General features: G+C 58.5%; 11 protein-coding genes. 3 read left to right on the forward strand and 8 right to left on the reverse strand.

Annotation, left to right across the window (positions count from 1 at the left end; translation table 11 throughout):
• The 3 genes from Q0216_RS10290 to Q0216_RS10300 all read right to left on the reverse strand — a co-directional run.
• A partial coding sequence (locus Q0216_RS10290; RefSeq protein ID WP_298595188.1) for a Ppx/GppA phosphatase family protein occupies nucleotides 1-964 on the reverse strand: 964 nt, incomplete at its 3' end.
• 314 nt (nucleotides 965-1,278) lie between these two features.
• A complete protein-coding gene (topA, locus tag Q0216_RS10295) occupies nucleotides 1,279-4,077 on the reverse strand; it encodes a type I DNA topoisomerase (protein ID WP_298595191.1) in 2,799 nt (932 codons plus the stop codon).
• A gap of 400 nt (nucleotides 4,078-4,477) precedes the next feature.
• The gene (locus Q0216_RS10300; protein ID WP_298595194.1) at nucleotides 4,478-4,936 is read right to left on the reverse strand and encodes a pyridoxamine 5'-phosphate oxidase family protein; all 459 of its coding nucleotides are present in this window, start codon (nucleotides 4,934-4,936) and stop codon (nucleotides 4,478-4,480) included.
• Nucleotides 4,937-5,116: 180 nt separating this feature from the next.
• Between Q0216_RS10300 and Q0216_RS10305 the strand changes: the two genes are divergently transcribed.
• Entirely contained in the window at nucleotides 5,117-6,826 is a 1,710-nt protein-coding gene (locus Q0216_RS10305) for a methyltransferase (protein WP_298595197.1), read from the forward strand.
• A gap of 2 nt (nucleotides 6,827-6,828) precedes the next feature.
• Nucleotides 6,829-7,338 carry a pyrimidine dimer DNA glycosylase/endonuclease V gene (locus tag Q0216_RS10310; RefSeq protein ID WP_298595199.1) on the forward strand — a complete coding sequence of 170 codons (510 nt, stop codon included), beginning with the start codon at nucleotides 6,829-6,831 and terminating at the stop codon, nucleotides 7,336-7,338.
• A gap of 181 nt (nucleotides 7,339-7,519) precedes the next feature.
• Here Q0216_RS10310 and Q0216_RS10315 read toward each other — a convergent pair whose 3' ends face one another.
• From Q0216_RS10315 to Q0216_RS10325, 3 genes are all read right to left on the reverse strand, one after another.
• The gene (locus Q0216_RS10315; protein ID WP_298595202.1) at nucleotides 7,520-8,611 is read right to left on the reverse strand and encodes an LLM class flavin-dependent oxidoreductase; all 1,092 of its coding nucleotides are present in this window, start codon (nucleotides 8,609-8,611) and stop codon (nucleotides 7,520-7,522) included.
• A 308-nt stretch (nucleotides 8,612-8,919) separates the two neighbouring features.
• Nucleotides 8,920-9,417 carry a GyrI-like domain-containing protein gene (locus Q0216_RS10320; protein ID WP_049338580.1) on the reverse strand — a complete coding sequence of 166 codons (498 nt, stop codon included), beginning with the start codon at nucleotides 9,415-9,417 and terminating at the stop codon, nucleotides 8,920-8,922.
• Nucleotides 9,417-10,328, reverse strand: coding sequence for a rhodanese-related sulfurtransferase (locus Q0216_RS10325; RefSeq protein WP_298595206.1), 912 nt, complete (start codon nucleotides 10,326-10,328; stop codon nucleotides 9,417-9,419). Before Q0216_RS10325 ends, Q0216_RS10320 begins: the two co-directional genes overlap by 1 nt.
• Before the next feature lie 166 nt (nucleotides 10,329-10,494).
• On the opposite strand from Q0216_RS10325, the gene Q0216_RS10330 reads away from it, so the two are divergent.
• Entirely contained in the window at nucleotides 10,495-13,293 is a 2,799-nt protein-coding gene (locus Q0216_RS10330) for a DEAD/DEAH box helicase (RefSeq protein WP_298595209.1), read from the forward strand.
• A gap of 124 nt (nucleotides 13,294-13,417) precedes the next feature.
• Here the strand turns inward: Q0216_RS10330 and Q0216_RS10335 are convergent, their stop codons facing one another.
• Both Q0216_RS10335 and Q0216_RS10340 read right to left on the reverse strand, forming a co-directional pair.
• Nucleotides 13,418-14,509 carry a restriction endonuclease subunit S gene (locus Q0216_RS10335; protein ID WP_298595212.1) on the reverse strand — a complete coding sequence of 364 codons (1,092 nt, stop codon included), beginning with the start codon at nucleotides 14,507-14,509 and terminating at the stop codon, nucleotides 13,418-13,420.
• A 1-nt stretch (nucleotide 14,510) separates the two neighbouring features.
• Complete coding sequence (locus Q0216_RS10340) at nucleotides 14,511-16,436, reverse strand: class I SAM-dependent DNA methyltransferase (protein WP_298595215.1); 1,926 nt, start codon at nucleotides 16,434-16,436, stop codon at nucleotides 14,511-14,513.
• Nucleotides 16,437-16,733 lie beyond the last annotated feature (297 nt).

A 16,733-nucleotide genomic window follows, 5' to 3' on the forward strand; every position in this document is an offset into this window, starting at 1 on the left:
CCAGGAGGGTCTTCGGGTTGACCGGAGTACCCGTACCCTCCGCCAGGTGGTCAATACGCTTCAGGATCAGGCCCTCACGTAGCGCCCACGGGCACACGCGCATCGTCTCAATACCAAACGCCTCCATCGCCGCCTCCGCCGCGATAGCACCCGCCAGCACCTGCGCCGCACGCGCCTTCGAAACACCCGGCAAATCGCGGCGCTCCTCCACAGTCATCGCCTCCATGCGACGAGTCCACAAACGCAAATCCTGCAAATGCATCTCACGCTTCACATACGGACCCTCCGAAGACGGCGCCGCACCACAAATACGCGCCAACGAACGGAACGTCTTCGACGTACCCACCGTCATATCCGGCGCACCATAACGCAACAGATTCTCCGCCACCGGGGCAATCTGCTCACGCACATACTTACGCAGACGCTTCACCTGCTTCGGCTTCGGCGGCTGCTCATCAAAGAACTCACGGGTCAGGCGACCCGCGCCCAGCGGCACGCTCATCGCCGCATCAGGCATGGCGTTCGTGCCAATCGAGAACTCAAAGGAGCCACCACCAATGTCAAAATCAAGGATGCGGCCCGCACCCCAACCCTGCCAGCGACGCACCGCAAAGTACGTAATCGCCGCCTCCTGGTCGCCCGAAATACCGTTCAGGCTCACGCCGGTCTGCTCACGCACCTGATGCAGCACCGCCGCACCATTACCCGCCTCACGGATAGCGCTCGTGGCGAACGCCAGCAGGTCCTCCGCCTCATTCTCGATAGCGAAATCGCGGGCGCTAGCCACGAAGCGGGTCAGCGCGTCCGCGCCCTCCTGCGAAATATTGCCCTCAGCATCGAGGTACTGCACGAGCTGCAACTGAATCTTGTGCGACGCGTACGGTTCGGGGCGCGCTCCAGGGCGGCCATCAATCAGCAGCAGGTGGACCGTATTCGACCCGACATCCAGAACTCCCAGGCGCACGATGCGCTCCCCTCCCCCGCCCCGTGGCGGGATATTATCCACGTGCGGTACCGCAGGTGCGGTGCCTCTTCCAGTCTGTCAGAGGCACCGCTCACTCCGCAAACAATCCGGGCAGATGCTCAACATCAGCACAGCACTGGCACAAAAACGCAGCTCGGGCGCAAAATTGCCCACCCGAACGCGCCGGGCACCCCGAGCACAAACGTTCCTCGGGCACGCAAAAGGCGCAGGAGGCGCCCCACCCCCACGCGGGGGTTTCGGGACGCATCCTGCGCCTTCAGTTCAGTTCAAAGTGCGCTCGGCTACTCGGCTGATTACTCGGCGGTCTTCTTTGCCGCGGTCTTACGAGTGGTCGTCTTCTTCGCGGTAGTAGACTTTGCGGTCGTCTTCTTAGTAGTGGTCTTCTTCGCGGCGGTCTTACGCTTGACCGGGCCCTTCGCACGCTTGTCAGCCAGCAGCTGCACCGCACGCTCGTGGGTCAGCGACTCGACCGACTCCGCACGCGGAACCGTAATGTTCGTAATACCGTCGGTGATGTACGGGCCAAAGCGGCCGTCCTTCACCACAATCTTCTTCTCGCTGACCGGGTCCACGCCCAGCTCAGCCAGCGGGGGCTTAGCCGCCGCACGACCGCGCTGCTTCGGCTGGGAGTAAATCTCCAGTGCCTGCTCCAGCGTAATCGTGAAAATCTCCTCCTCGCTACCAATCGAGCGGGAGTCCGTGCCCTTCTTCAGGTACGGGCCAAAGCGACCGTTCTGCACGGTAATTTCCACGCCCTCAGCGTCGGTACCGAGCACGCGCGGCAGGCTCATCAGCTGCAGTGCCTGCTCCAGGGTCACGGTCGCCAGGTCCATGGACTTGAACAGGGACGCGGTGCGCGGCTTGGCGGGCTTCGGCTTCTTCTTCGGCTTGGGCTTACCGTTCTTGTAGTACTCGGTCGGCTGCGCGTCCAGGTACGCCTGGATCTGCTCCTCGGTCATCTCTTCGATGACTTCGGTGACGTAGGGGCCGTAGCGGCCGTCGCGTGCCACAATCTGGTTGCCGGAGACCGGGTCCACGCCGAGCACGCGGCCGTCGGACTTGCCCTGTTCGAGCAGTTCGCGTGCCTTCGCTTCGGTCAGTTCGTCCGGTGCCAGGTCGGCGGGTACGTTCGCGCGGATCGGTTCGGTCAGTTCGCCGGTCTCGGTATCGAGGGTGCCTTCGGCTTCCAGGTAGGGGCCGAACTTGCCCACGCGCAGCACAATACCGTCCGCGATCGGGATGGAGTTGATGCTGCGGGCGTCAATCTCGCCGAGGTTGTCGACGATGGGCTTCAGGCCGCGCTTGGAACCGCCGCCGAAGTAGAACTCGCCCAGCCATTCGACGCGGGATTCTTCGCCGCGTGCGATGCGGTCGAGGTCTTCTTCCATCTGCGCGGTGAACTCGTAGTTCACGTAGGGGCCGAAGCTGGATTCGAGCAGGCGCACCACGGAGAACGCGATCCAGGACGGAATCAGCGAACCAGAACGAACGTTCACGTATCCGCGGTCCATGATGGTCGAAATAACCGCCGCGTAGGTGGACGGGCGGCCAATGCCCAGCTCGTCCAGGGTCTTCACGAGGGATGCCTCGGTGTAGCGCGGAGGCGGCAGGGTCTCGTGGCCGGCGGGTTCAATCGCCTCGGCGGTCAGTGCCTCGCCGGTGGTCAGGTTCGGCAGGCGCTTCTCAGCGTCCTTCGCCTCACGCTCAGCCACGCGGGATGCGTCAACACCCTCCTCGTAGGCGGCGAGGAAGCCGCGGAAGGTGATGACGGTGCCGGATGCAGCGAACTCAGCGTCCTGGCCGTTAGATGCCACGGCGCCCAGGCGCACGGAGGCGGTGGAACCGGTCGCGTCGGCCATCTGGGAGGCGACGGTACGCTTCCAGATCAGCTCGTAGAGGCGGAATTCGTCGTTGGACAGGGCGCCGCGCACAGCGTCCGGGGTGCGGAAGGTGTCACCGGCGGGGCGGATTGCTTCGTGGGCTTCCTGCGCGTTCTTGCTCTTGGAGGTGTACACGCGCGGTGCGGAGGGCACGAATTCTGCGCCGTACAGCTCGGATGCCTGGCGGCGTGCGGCGGAGATTGCCTGCTCGCTCAGTGCCACCGAGTCGGTACGCATGTAGGTGATGTAACCGTTTTCGTAGAGGCGCTGCGCCACCTGCATGGTCACGCGGGAGGAGAAACGCAGCTTACGTGCGGCTTCCTGCTGCAGGGTGGAGGTGGTGAACGGCGCTGCCGGGCGGCGCTTGTACGGCTTGGTCTCAACGGAGCGCACCGAGAACGCGGCGGACTGCAGGGCTACGGCGAGCGCGCGGGCGGCTTCCTCGTTCAGGTGGGTGACCTTGGAGGTGTTGAGGGTGCCGTCGTCGGCGAAGTCCTTGCCGGTGGCGATGCGGTTGCCGTCTACGGCGACCAGCTTGGCGTCGAAGCCTTCGGAGGATGCGGTCAGGAAGCGTCCGGACAGGTCCCAGTAGTTGGCGGCGACGAATGCCATGCGTTCGCGTTCGCGTTCGACGACGAGGCGGGTTGCGACGGACTGCACGCGACCTGCGGAGAGGCCGCGGCCGACCTTGCGCCAGAGCACGGGGGAAATTTCGTAGCCGTAGATTCGGTCGAGGATGCGGCGGGTTTCCTGCGCGTCGACCAGGTGCAGGTCGATGTCGCGCAGTTCGCCGAAGGCGCGCTGAATGGCTTCCCGGGTGATTTCGGGGAAGGTCATGCGGTAGACGGGTACCTTGGGCTTGAGGACTTCTTTGAGGTGCCATGCGATGGCTTCACCTTCGCGGTCACCATCGGTTGCCAGGTAGAGCGCGTCTACTTCTTTGAGTTTGCGCTTGAGTTCGGCGACCTTTTTCTTCTTGTCGGGGTTGACCACGTAGTAGGGTTCGAAGTTCTCTTCAACGTTGACAGCGAACTTGCCGACGGGGCTCTTTTTGAGGTTTTCGGGCAGTTCGGAGGGCTGCGGAAGGTCGCGGATATGGCCCATGGATGAGTCGACGAGGTAGTCCTCGCCGAGGTAGCTGCTAATGGTTTTGACCTTGGAGGGAGACTCCACAATCAGCAGGGCTTTTCCGTTCTTTGCCTGAGCGGGCACGGCACTCCTCTATCTGTGTGTTGAAAAGCTACGTATTCAACCATAACCTACGCTGGCACCTGTGGGCGCCGGCGGGGCGTGGTGTATTCGCGGGTGATGTGAATAGTGGGGGTGTAATTTGTGTTGAGTTTATGTGGTGCGTTCGGTGCGTTTCATGCGGCGAGCGCGCGGTGGCCCGGCGCGCGGCGAGCTATCCCGGTTCTTGTTGATGTGACCGGGCGTGTTGAGCTTGCACGAGTGCGCAGGGTACTCGGTACATCATACGGTACCGGAAGCGGTGGTGTGTGCACGGGGGTATGTGCACGGGGTGCACGAGGCGGGGGCTGGAGCGCACCGCACGGCGCCCGCATCTGTGCTTCTAGCCCGTTCACCTGCACTTCTAGCCCGCTAGCCAACCCTTCTAGCTGGTCAGGGTGTCCGAGTCGGGGTGGGTGCCGTCCAGGTATGCGGGCAGTAGCGGGTATTCGCGGCCGTACACGGTCTGCGGCACGATGCGCACCCACTGCATTTCGTGGGTTTCGGAGTCGGGCAGGTCGAAGGTGCGCACGATTTGCGGGGTCATTTCCGGCGGCAGCCAGTGCGCAATACCGACTACGATGACGGAGCGGATGCCGTCTTCGAGGGTTTCGTCGATTTCGAAGGCGACGCGGCGGCTGACCACCACGGAGGAGAACTTGTTGCCGCGGGTGGTGCGGATGTAGATTTCCTGCTTGTCGTTTTGGTGGGCGACGGCGTAGAGCACGGGCAGCACATCGACGTGCTGTCCGTCAGTGAGGATGAGGCGGCCGAGAGTGTTCGCGTGCAGACGCTCCCAGCACTTGTCGACGCTGATACTTTCATCGGGGTACAGGTTACTCATGGTTTCAGTGTATGCGATGGGGTGGGTGCTCTTGCGCAGATGACGGTTTTGGTCAGTGGGTGGGTCGGGGCTCGTGAGGTTAGGGCTTCTTCCCCGCTGGTCCGTGCGGCGTTCTCTGCCCGCCCCGTTCAGGCCAGTGGGTCGGGCGGTCGGGTGCGGCGGGTGCGTAGAATGGTGTGCATGACTATTTCTGCCGCCACTTTCGCCCCCGAGTACGCCGCCGTTGCGGATGCTCCCCGCAGCGATGATTACGCCCGCCTGGCCCGCATCCGTGAACGCCTGCTAGCGTTGAACTACAGCTATGACGCTGTGCAGGAGCTGCTGGGCGTTGAGGCGGCTGAGGCGATGGCTCGTGACCAGGTGGTTCCGGGCCTGTGGCGTGTCGAGCAGATTCTGCGCGGCGATTACAGCGTGGAGGAGAAGAACCTGGCGCGTCTGCTGGCGTTTTTCCTGCTGGCTCGCCCGCTCACCGAGGCTGAGGCAGCCGAGGTTTTCGCAGACACCCTGGTCGACTTCGAGAATGCCGCACTGATTGAGCGCGACGCCACGGATTCTGCCCACTGGACCGCGAGCGTTGACCTGCGCCCGCACGCCGCCGATGACGGCACCGAAATCTTTGTTGCCGCCGACCTGGGTGCGCATCAGCGGCCCGGCGTGCTCCGTAAGGATCACGTGCTCGGCATTGGTCACGCCTCCCTGACTCTGGCGCAGATTACCGAGCGCACCCCCGTCAAGCGCGCCCTAGATGTGGGCACCGGTTGCGGTATTCAGACCTTCCACCTGCTCGCCCACGCTGAGCACGTGACCGCCACCGATATTTCGGAGCGTGCCCTGGCGTTCACCCGTTTTAACCTGCTGCTGAACGCGCAGACGCTGAACATTGATCCGCAGAACCCGCAGGCGCGCGTGAGCCTGCGCGAAGGTTCCCTGCTAGAGCCGGTCGCCGGTGAGCTTTTCGACCTGGTGGTGTCGAACCCGCCGTTCGTGATCACCCCGCGCGTTGCCGGTGAGAGCGCCGATGAGCAGTTCACCTACCGTGACGGCGGCCTGCCCGGTGACGAAATTGTGAGCACAATGGTGCGTCAGCTGCCGTCGGTGCTGGTGCCCGGTGGCCGCGCGCAGATGCTGGGCAACTGGGAGATTATTCGTGATTCTAAGGACCCGGAAGCACCGCGTCCGTGGGATGAGCGCCCGCGCGCCTGGGTTGCTGACGGTGGCGCGGAGGCGTGGTTTATTCAGCGTGAGGCGCTGACCCCCGCTTCCTACGCGGAGACCTGGTTGAAGGATGCGAGCGAGAACCGCGACCGCAGCCACTACGAGCAGACTTATGTGGCGTACCTGAACGACTTCGCTTCCCGGAACGTTCATTCTATTGGTTTCGGCATGATTTGGCTGCGCCGCCCGACCGAGGCGACCGCGGCAGGCGTGACCGCGCCCCTGCAGCGTTTCGAGGAGATCACCTACCCGATTCAGCAGCCCATCGCCCGCGCCCTGACCGAGTCTGTGCGCCGCTACGACCGCCTCGCCGCCATGGACGATGAGGCGCTCCTCGCCGCGCACCTGGAGGTCGCCGAGGACGTCACCGAGGAACGCCACGGCCGCCCCGGTGCCGAGCATCCCAGCGTGATTTTGCTGCGTGCCGGTTCGGGTCTGTGCCGCACCCAGCTGCTCTCCACCGAGACGGCTGGCTTTGCGTCGGCGAGCGATGGTGAGCTTGCCGTGGGCCAGATTGTGGCGGCTCTTGCCATGCTGCTTTCCTGGCCCGAATACGACGAGGCTGCCGCCGCGGCACGCGGTACGCAGGAGCAGCATCCGCGCGACACCCTGCTGCATGCGGTGCGCGAGCTGGTGCTCAAGAGCTTCCTGCACTTTAGCGATGAGCAGGGCTAAGCGTGCGCATTTGGTCTCTTCACCCTTCCCTGCTTGATCGTCGCGCGCTGGTCGCCTGCTGGCGTGAAACTCTGCTGGCGCAGAAGGTGCTGCGGGGTCTGACTCGCGGGTATACGAACCATCCGCAGCTGATTCGTTTTCGTGCGCATCCGCAGCCGCTGGAGGCGGTTGCCGCCTACCTATCCGGGCTGGCGGATGAGGCGGATGCCCGCGGCTACTCTTTCAACCGTGCGCTGATTGGTGCGGGCGAAAGCACTGATAAAGCCGGCAAAAACGGCGCCGATAAGGCAGAAAACCCGTACGCTTCGGTTGCGCGTATTCCCGTCCCTCTCGGGCAGCTGGAGTACGAGCTCGCCTTTTTACGGCATAAGGTGGCGGGGCGCGACCCGGAGTGGGAGCGCCGGTTGAGCGAGCGTTTGGCGACGCGCGGCGAGTTGGCGGCGTGTGCGCATCCGCTTTTTGAGGTGGTTCCGGGGGCTATTGAGCCCTGGGAAAAGACGAAAGATTTCTAAAAACGTGAGCATAGTAATGCCCCGGCGGTAACCCTTACGGGTGCCTGCCGGGGCATTGCTATATGTACGGCTCAAGCTACAGTGGCTCAAGCATCTCAGCTCGTTATAGAGCGCCGAAAACAGCTTGGCGCTGGATCTTTACCTCAGGGGCTTTACCTCTGGGTTTTTACCTTGAGGGTCTTTACTTGGTGGTCAGTGCGGGCTTGATTTCCTTGACGATGGCGTCGAGCATCTTCAGGTTGAAGTCCACACCCAGCTGGTTCGGGATAGTCAGCAGCACCGTGTCCGCCGCCTGAACCGCCTCATCACGGGCGAGCTCTTCAGCAATATCCGCCGGGTCACCAATGTAGCTGCGACCAAAGCGGGAGAAGGTGTTGTCGATAATGCCGGTGTAATCCTGCGAGTCCTCTGCGGCGCGGCGACCGAAGTAGCGTGCCGAGGTTTCGTCAATAACGGGCAACACCGAACGGGACACCGAAACACGCGGAACACCCGAATTGCCCGCCTTCACCCACTCGGAGCGGAAGAGTCGAATCTGCTGCGCCTGCTGCTGATCGAAGGGAATGCCCTTATCTTCCAGCATCAGGGTTGAAGACATCAGGTTCAGACCCTTCTGCGCGGTCCACACGGCGGTGCTATCGCTGCCTGCACCCCACCAGATGCGGTCGCGCAGACCCGGCGACTGCGGCTGAATGGGGGCATACTTGCCCGCCATGCGAGCGCTGGGCGCCATGCCCTCGCCCTCAATTGCCTTGAGGAAAATGTCGAGGTGGCGGCGCGCCATATCGCCCTCGTCTTCGCCTTCTGCCGGGTAGTAGCCGAAGCTCTCAAAGCCGCGGATAACGGACTCGGGCGAGCCGCGGGAGACACCCAGCTGCAGTCGACCCGCAGCGATGAGGTCTGACATGGCGGCAAGTTCTGCCATGTAGAGCGGGTTTTCGTAGCGCATGTCAATCACGCCGGTGCCGAGCTCGATGCGTTCGGTCTTGGCGGCGATTGCGGAGAGCAGCGGGTAGGGGGTTGCCTGCTGCTGGTCGAAGTGGTGCACGCGGAAGAACGCGCCGTCCAATCCGATGTCTTCGGCGCCTACAGCAAGGTCGATTGCCTGGTGCAGGGATTCTGCGGCGGAGGGTACGCGGGAGCCGGGGACCTCAGCCCAGTGGCCGAAGGAGAGGAAGCCAAGCTTCTTCTCGTCGCCGCGCATGGGCTCGAGGTGGCTGATGCGGATGGATTCGTCGATCTGCGGGGTGCCGGAGTTATTAGGGGTGTTCATGGTTTTTTCCTTTGCGGGTTGTGCCCGGCCTCTTCTACTACCGGGCTGATGGTTTAAGTCTAAACCCAAATACTTTACATGTCAAGTATTTTGTTTCGGAATGTTACGCGAGAGTACCACTCCCCCGGTCTCACGGCACACCCACCCGCCGGAACACAAATACTGACGCAAAATACTGGCGAAAATATAGGCGCAAAGTATGGGCGCAAAAGGGCACAGAAAAGCCCGGCGGCACGAACACATCGCACCACCGGGCACTTCTATTCAACAGCTAAAACTTGTAGCTATAACAGCAGAAACAAACTACCCTAGGAACGCTTCGCCAGCGGAACCCACAGCTCCATGCGGTAATCAGCCGCCTGCATATCGCCGCGACCGTACACCTCAAGACCACCCACCGGGCGGTACTGCGGATTCTTCGCGAAGAACGCCTCCTCAAAGCTCGCAAAGCCAGCCGGAATGGACTCCGAAATCGGGCCGGTCACCTCAACCACCGCGTAGGTGCTCGCAGGCAACTCCAGCACGCCCAGGCCAAGCTTCGCCGCGCTCGCCGGCTCCGACACCAGGAAGCCCGCCGTGTAGCGGACCTGCCCCTTCGGGTTCGGCTGAGTGCACACGCCCAGGTACTGGGTCACGTTCAGAACATCCAGCATCGCCGGGGACGCCTTCTGATTCAGCTCATCCCACAGCGAAGAGAAGTCGCCGTCCAGGGGGAACACCTGCGAAACGCCGGCAACAACCATTGCCGGATGTTCCTCAATGCGAGGTTCAGAAATCTGAACCGCGCCGCCCTTAGCGGCTGCCATTAGGCGTTCGCCTCAGCTGCTTCGCGGTCCACCGAGCACTCGGGCACGCAGTGGCGCTTCGCGTCATCAGCTGCGCACTCGGGGCAGAGCAGAACCAGCTCGCGGCAGGATTCGTTAGAGCAGTTCTCGAACTTGTTCGAGGGGGCGCCGCACTGTTCGCACTTACCGATAGTGACGGTGTCCGGGGTGAACTCCATGTGCATGCGCTTGTCGAAGACGTAGAGCGAGCCTTCCCAGAGTTCCTTATCGCCGTACTTCTCGCCGTAGCGCACGATGCCGCCGTCGATCTGGTAGATCTCCTTGAAGCCGCGGTTCTTCATGAGCGCGGAGAGAATTTCGCAGCGAATACCGCCGGTGCAGTAGGTGATGACCGGCTTGTCCTTAATGTGATCGTACTTGCCGGACTCGATCTCGCGGATGAAGTCGTGGGTGGTGCGCACGTCGGGAACGATAGCGTTCTTGAACTTGCCGATCTTCGCCTCGAACGCGTTACGGCCGTCGAAGAAGACCACTTCGTCGCCGCGCTCTTCAACAAGCTTGTTGACCTCTTCAGGCTTCAGGTGCACGCCGCCGCCAACGACGCCGTTCTCGTCCACCTGCAGCTCGTCGGGAGCACCGAAAGCCACAATCTCGTCGCGAGCCTTCACGGACAGGCGGGGGAAGTCCTCCGCGCCACCCTCGGACCACTTGAACTCCATGTTCTTGAAGCCGGGGTACTTGCGGGTTTCCTTGGTGTACGCCTTGACCGCGTTGATTTCGCCGCCGAGGGTGCCGTTAATGCCGTGCTTGGAAATGAGGATGCGCCCGCGCAGGCCGAGCTTCTCACAGAGGGCACGCTGCCAGAGCATGACCGCCTGCGGGTCGGCGATGGGGGCGAACTGGTAATACAGAATAATCTTATTTTGAGCCACGAAACTATTTTATCGTCATATACGCCTAAAACATGCAGATTTTTTGATATGTGCGCGCTGACTAAGGGGTTGGCGGTACAGGAGCAGGCTCAGAACTGGAGTTAGGGCGCGGGTTTAGGGTAATACCTGACCGACAACAGGTCGGGTTTTCACCCGCCGCTCTACAATGGAACCCATGCCGCACAGCACCCCTTCGCAGAACGCCAACCAGCACCCCGAACAGCACCCCTCGCAGCTGCAAGGGCAGTCTGCGGCGCGCCCAAAAACGCTACGCTACCGCGAGCTGCCCGCGAGCGCACAGCAGGTGCTGGCTTCTCTGTTGCCGGAGGCGGAACGCACCGGAACCCTGCCCGAGCAGGTGACCCATATTCACACCATTGCCGCCAGGGAGGCGAGCTACGCGCCGTGGCCGCTGTGGTTGCATCCGCGTGTGGTGGAGGCCTTCGAATCGCTCGGTATTGCTGAGCCTTACGCCCACCAGGTGCAGGCGGCAAACGCCGCCCATGCGGGTCTTGATGCGGCGCTGGCGGCGAGTGCGGCGCGCTACGGCTGGCAGGCGGGGCGCATCGAAGCTGAGCGCATTGAGGCGGGGCGTATCGAGGGGTCGGCGAAGGCTCCCGCGCACACCGAAGACGCGAATGGTACCGGCAGCGGCGGGCACGTGATCATGGCGACGGGTACCGCCTCGGGCAAGACCCTGAGCTACCTGATGCCCACCTTGGACGCTATTTATCGTGCTTCATGCGGCGAGCCGGTGAGCTCAACTTCCGCTTATTCCGGGGCGGAAAACCTTAATAATAGAGCGAACGTTCTCTACATTTCGCCGGCGAAGGCACTCTCCGCCGACCAGCTCACCGCCCTCACCTCCTACAACCTGCCCGGACTCCACGCGGCAAGCTACGACGGCGACACCCCCGTCGGCGAACGCCGCTGGATCCGCGAACACGCCAACTTCATCCTCACCACCCCGGACATGCTCAACTACTCAATCCTGAGCAACCACCGGCAGTGGGCATCCTTCCTGCGCGGGCTGCGCTACGTGGTGCTCGACGAGGCGCACAGCTACCGCGGCGTTTTCGGCGCGCACATCGCCAACCTGCTGCGCCGCCTGCGCCGCGTCTGCGCGCTCTACCGCACCGTGCCCGTGTTCTACGGCGCCTCCGCAACCAGCTCCAATCCGGTTGAGTCTTTCTCCAAGCTCATTGGCGTGCCGCAGCAGGCGGTCACCGCCATTACCGAGTCCACCTCCGCGCGCGGTGAAACCACCGTCGTGCTCTGGGAGCCCGAATTCATGCCGCCCAAGGCGCACGATCAGCTCGCCAAGGGTGCCCGTAGCACCCAGCAGCAGGCGGTCCAGTCGAAGGCTGAGCAGGAGGCGCCGCGCCGCGTCTCCCCCGTGGAGCAGGGCGCGCAAATGCTCACCGACCTGGTGCTTTCCCGCACCCGCTCGCTGGTTTTCGCCGGTTCGCGCCGCAGCGTAGAAATCCTCTCGCAGAAGACCCAACGCTACCTCGACGAGGTTGAGCCCGGCCTCGCCCACCGCGTCGCCGCATACCGCGCCGGGTACACCCCCGAAGAGCGCCGCGAACTCGAACGCAAACTCCGCAACGGCGAACTGCTCGGCCTGGCGAGCACCTCCGCGCTGGAGCTGGGCATCGATATCTCCGGACTGGACGCCGTACTCGTGGCGGGCTGGCCGGGTACCCGCGCCTCCTTCATGCAGCGCGTGGGCCGCGCGGGTCGAAGCGGTCAGGACGCGCTCGCCGTGCTCATTGCCGACGACAACCCGCTCGACACCTACCTGGTGCACCACCCGGAGGCGATTTTCGGGCAGGAGGTTGAGGCGACCGTTTTCGACCCGACAAACCCGTACGTGCTTTCCCCGCAGCTGTGCGCCGCCGCGCAGGAGGCACCCATCCGCGCCGAAGAGCTGAGCCTTTTCGGACCGCACACCGCCGCCCTGCTGGATCGGCTGGTGCAGCAGGGGTACCTGCGTCGCCGCCCGGACGGCTGGTACTGGACGCACGCAGAATCAGCCGCCGAGCTGGTCGATATCCGCGGCACCGGCGGCGGACCCTACCAGCTCATCGACGCCGAAGACGGCACCCTGGTTGGCACCATGGACGCCGCGCACGCCATGAGTCAGGGGCATCCGGGCGCAATCTACATTCACCAGAGCGCGCAGTACGTGGTCGAGTCCCTCAGCGAGGGCGAGCGCGTGATTCTGCTCAGCCGCGTCTACCCGGACTACTACACGCGCGCCATTGAGAGCACCGAGGTGCGTATTCTGGCGGAGCGTGCGCGGGTCAGTTACGGTGCGCAAAACGTCCTTGGGGAAGCGGTTCCCAGCGAGCCTGCTCCCGATGAGTCTGCGCCCGAAATCTCTATCCCGGACGAAATCAACTCGCAGCAGCTCGCCCCGCTCACCATGCACCGCGGGCAGGTTCAGGTCACCGACCAGGTCACCGGCTACCGGCGCTTCTCCGTCTACGGCGGCGAATACCTGGGCGAAGAGGCGCAACCCATGCCGCCGGAAGTGCTCATGACCGAGGCGGTCTGGTTCACCTTCGAGCCCAGCTACCTGTTCGGTGCGGGCGTGACCGAAGAGGACGGCCCCGGCACCCTGCACGCCGCCGAACACGCCGCCATCGGGCTGCTACCGCTCATCGCCACCAGCGACCGCTGGGACTTGGGCGGACTCTCCACGCTGCTTCACGTGGACACCGGCAGGCCCACCATTTTCGTCTACGACGCCGCACCCGGCGGCGCCGGCATTAGCGAGCGCGGCTTCAACGCGGTTGCGCAGTGGCTGAGCGCCACCCTCGAAGCGATCGAAAGCTGCGGATGCGACAACGGTTGCCCCTCCTGCGTGCACTCACCCAAGTGCGGTAATCGCAACGAACCGCTCAGCAAGCACGGCGCGCGGGCGCTACTGCAGGCGATGCTGAGGAATATGAGCTTATAAAAGTCTTGAATTCCTTCTAAAAACAAATAACATTCCACATTTATTTATATAATAATTCATCCTTTCAAATTACTTTTGAGTAATTTGAAAGGATGAATTACATTAATATTTAAATTATATTTCCCTATACCAGAGAGCGAAGGTGTTTTAATATTTCAATAATTTTTTGCGACTCCAAAAATTTTACATACTCCTCCATAATGAGCCAATCAACATTACCTTCCAAATCAACCGGAAGTGTCAATATCTCCGCCTTAAGACGCTTAGCACTTCTCTTGTAGTAATAATTATATTTACTACGAACACGGTCAGCAATCGTGGTTATAAATTTACCATTGTACTCATTTAAATACTTTGAAGTTCCCACCGTTACATCTGAGGTGGCAATAAAAGACTCTTTTTTATAAACAGAGTACCCCATAGACCCCTCGCCATTACGAACAAAAACGACAGTATTCCCTGGATACTCAATATTAGGGTTTGACTTCACATAATTGCTTACGCCGTTATTTCGATTAGTTGCAGCAACATAGCTTGTCCCACCAGTGGAAACAACAGTCTGCTGATTCATAGGGACAGAAGTCCTCCTAATAAACTTAAATATATCTCCTAGAGAAAATTCCCCCCAATTCTCAATTTGCACCAGCTCTTCAGGTGCATCCATCTCTTTAAGTTTAAATTCATAAAACCGAATAATTTCTTTAATTTTCTCACCTTGAATATTACTGATATACCATTCCATAAAATCCCAATCAGGTTCTCCATTTTCATCGGCGGGTAACATTATATTACTACGCTCCAAACGACCAAGAGTAGCACCATTAGCTCCCCAGGTAAATTTTTCGACCTGGTTTCGAATTACTGGTATTACAAACATTGCAGTCACTCTATTCAGCCTTGGATGCGATATAACCTGAATATTTTGTCCAGTATAGTACTCTCGAGGCTGGTAAAAAACAGTTTGCGTATCAAGACCAATGGTAATTGTGTCACCCGGATCAAGCTCCACAGCAGCATTTTGACTCAGAGATATTTCAGTCTTCCATCCATTATTGTTAGCCGTTCTAGTAATATATGGAACTTCCTTTTTAGAAATATCAGATTTATCAAAATCCAACCCACTGGAAGTAGAGCGTAAATCAAACACTCCCCCTTCGCCACAGAATTTAAAAACTTTCCATCTTTGATTTTCTAAAATATCTGCTTTAGAAGCCACTCTAGCTCTTCTCCTTGCTATTTTCTACCTCATCAGAAAAAATTGACCCCAAAAGATTACCACGCCCATGAGAAATCATATTGACCTCAAAAGTCAAGAAGTCAGCGATAGTATTTTCAAAATCAGCAACTGCGGGAATCTCATCGTTAAAATAATAGTACGAATGAAGCCATTCGTCTCCCGGCTTCACTTCAGCCAATACGATAAATTTATTCGGCGCTTCGATACGTCCATGCCATACATCAAGCAGGTACTGTTTCCGGTCCTTTGCCACAGCAGTCTCAACAAGGCCCTTATGTTTCAAGACCTTATAGCCGTCATCAGTAAAGTCAATAAACTTAACTTTCTTGCCACTCGGGTGCTTTTCATGGGCAGTAAAAATAGCAATACAAGGAACAGTTCCTACACCATAAAAGGTATCCTTCTGCAGATTAATAACGCCTTCCAGAGTATGTTTTTTAAGCATATTGTCGCGATCTGCTGACAACGTAGTAAAGGCAGACTGCGGGATAATTACAGCAGCGCGTCCACCTTCCACCAAACTGTCAAGAAGATGTTCTGTAAATTTAATTTCATATTGTTCAGGGTGAGCCTTGCTTCCTTGAGAGTATGGAGGATTCATCATACCCACAGTACATCCTTTTTGTTGCAGAACAGATGGAGCTTGAGCAAGGAAGTCAACATTCTCAAGATTTGATTTTCCATCCCCACGCAAAATCATATTTGTGGTAGCTACAGTGAACATATAAGACTGGGACTCAATGCCGATCAACTGCTTCTTACGAATACTATTTCGCTGAGCATCGTTAGACGCTTTATCCAGCATATTTCGCATGGCTGCAATCAAGAATCCTGCAGTACCACAAGTTGGGTCAAGGACTTTATCTTCTACTGATAAATCTAGAAGCTCGCAGAAAAGATCCGTGATATGACGTGGAGTGAGGACAATACCTAGCGATTGCCCATCTCCACCAGAATAAGACATAAATTCACCATAAAAGCGACCCAAAATGTCTTCAGAAGTTTTACTAAAGCGTATGCTCGTATAAATTTTTTCGTACAGGAACCGCGTATAGTGCTTAAGGGGAGTCATGCCGAGCGTATCATTTTTTACGTTAATCATCTCCGTATCTGTAATAACACGAAACTGAGTCAGCATTTTATCGCGCTTTACCTCTGGAGATACATTCGAACGCTTTAGATTGGCTTCAATTGCATCATAAATCTTCTTACCATCAGTCACCTCCTCGTCTCCGACAAGTTTATCGATATCGAAATTTCCAAATTCAATTTCGCGCAGCGCAAGCAAGATTCCAGAAACAATAAGGGGCTTATCGGTATCTTTAATACTTCCATATGCTCGCAAGTCTTCATGAAGAGTTGCTGCATCCAAAATTAGTTGACGAGTCTCAAGGTCATAATTAGTATCCTCTTCCAGCACCTCACGCATATAATATTCATCAATATTCTGTGGGCTAAAAGATACAAATGTTTCTATCTCTTCCAATTCTTTATAATCTCCTCTTTCGTTTACAAAAATTGGAGAAATTCGATGCTGCCTACCGTCACCTGAAACACCAAGCGCAAATACTTTGTTGAAAGATGTATTCTTTGCGAGGTTTTTAGCATAATGCAACGCACCGTTTAGTGCATATTTTTCAATTGACCTTGCTTCAGTAAGCAGGGCACCATCAGATCCCCGATTTTCATGCTCTCTTATGGACTTCTTATTTTCTACAACGATAAGAAAATCTTTCGAAACGCCGATAAAGTCCGGCGCGCCGTGTTGTCCGTTAAGTTTTTTTGATGCTGTTTTAAGAGCATCATTGATTTCTTTAATCCCGCTCCCCTGGGGGCTCGCAACGATATTTGCCTCTTTGAAGAGACCACTGACCCAGATGTCAGTCTCGGCTTCGACTCTAGCCATGACTGTAGGTTCTCCTTCCTATGAATATGACTCTCTGAGTCTATCCTGACGGCAGTGAAAACATCCAGTATTTTGGTCATACCTCTTCTAGGCTGGTTTGCAACCCTACCAGTAAACCAAATATGACTTAGTGTTACAGCATATACTCTCCTCTCAAACCGTTGTATATTAAAACAAGTTTTAATATCTTTATTTATGCAAAAAGATTCAAAAATATCTATATACAGCAACCGCAACGAGCCGCTCAGCAAGCACGGCGCGCGGGCGCTACTGCAGGCGATGCTGCAGAGCATGGCG

It is taken from the genome of uncultured Rothia sp. (assembly GCF_937976295.1).
In the GTDB taxonomy this organism is placed as follows: domain Bacteria; phylum Actinomycetota; class Actinomycetes; order Actinomycetales; family Micrococcaceae; genus Rothia.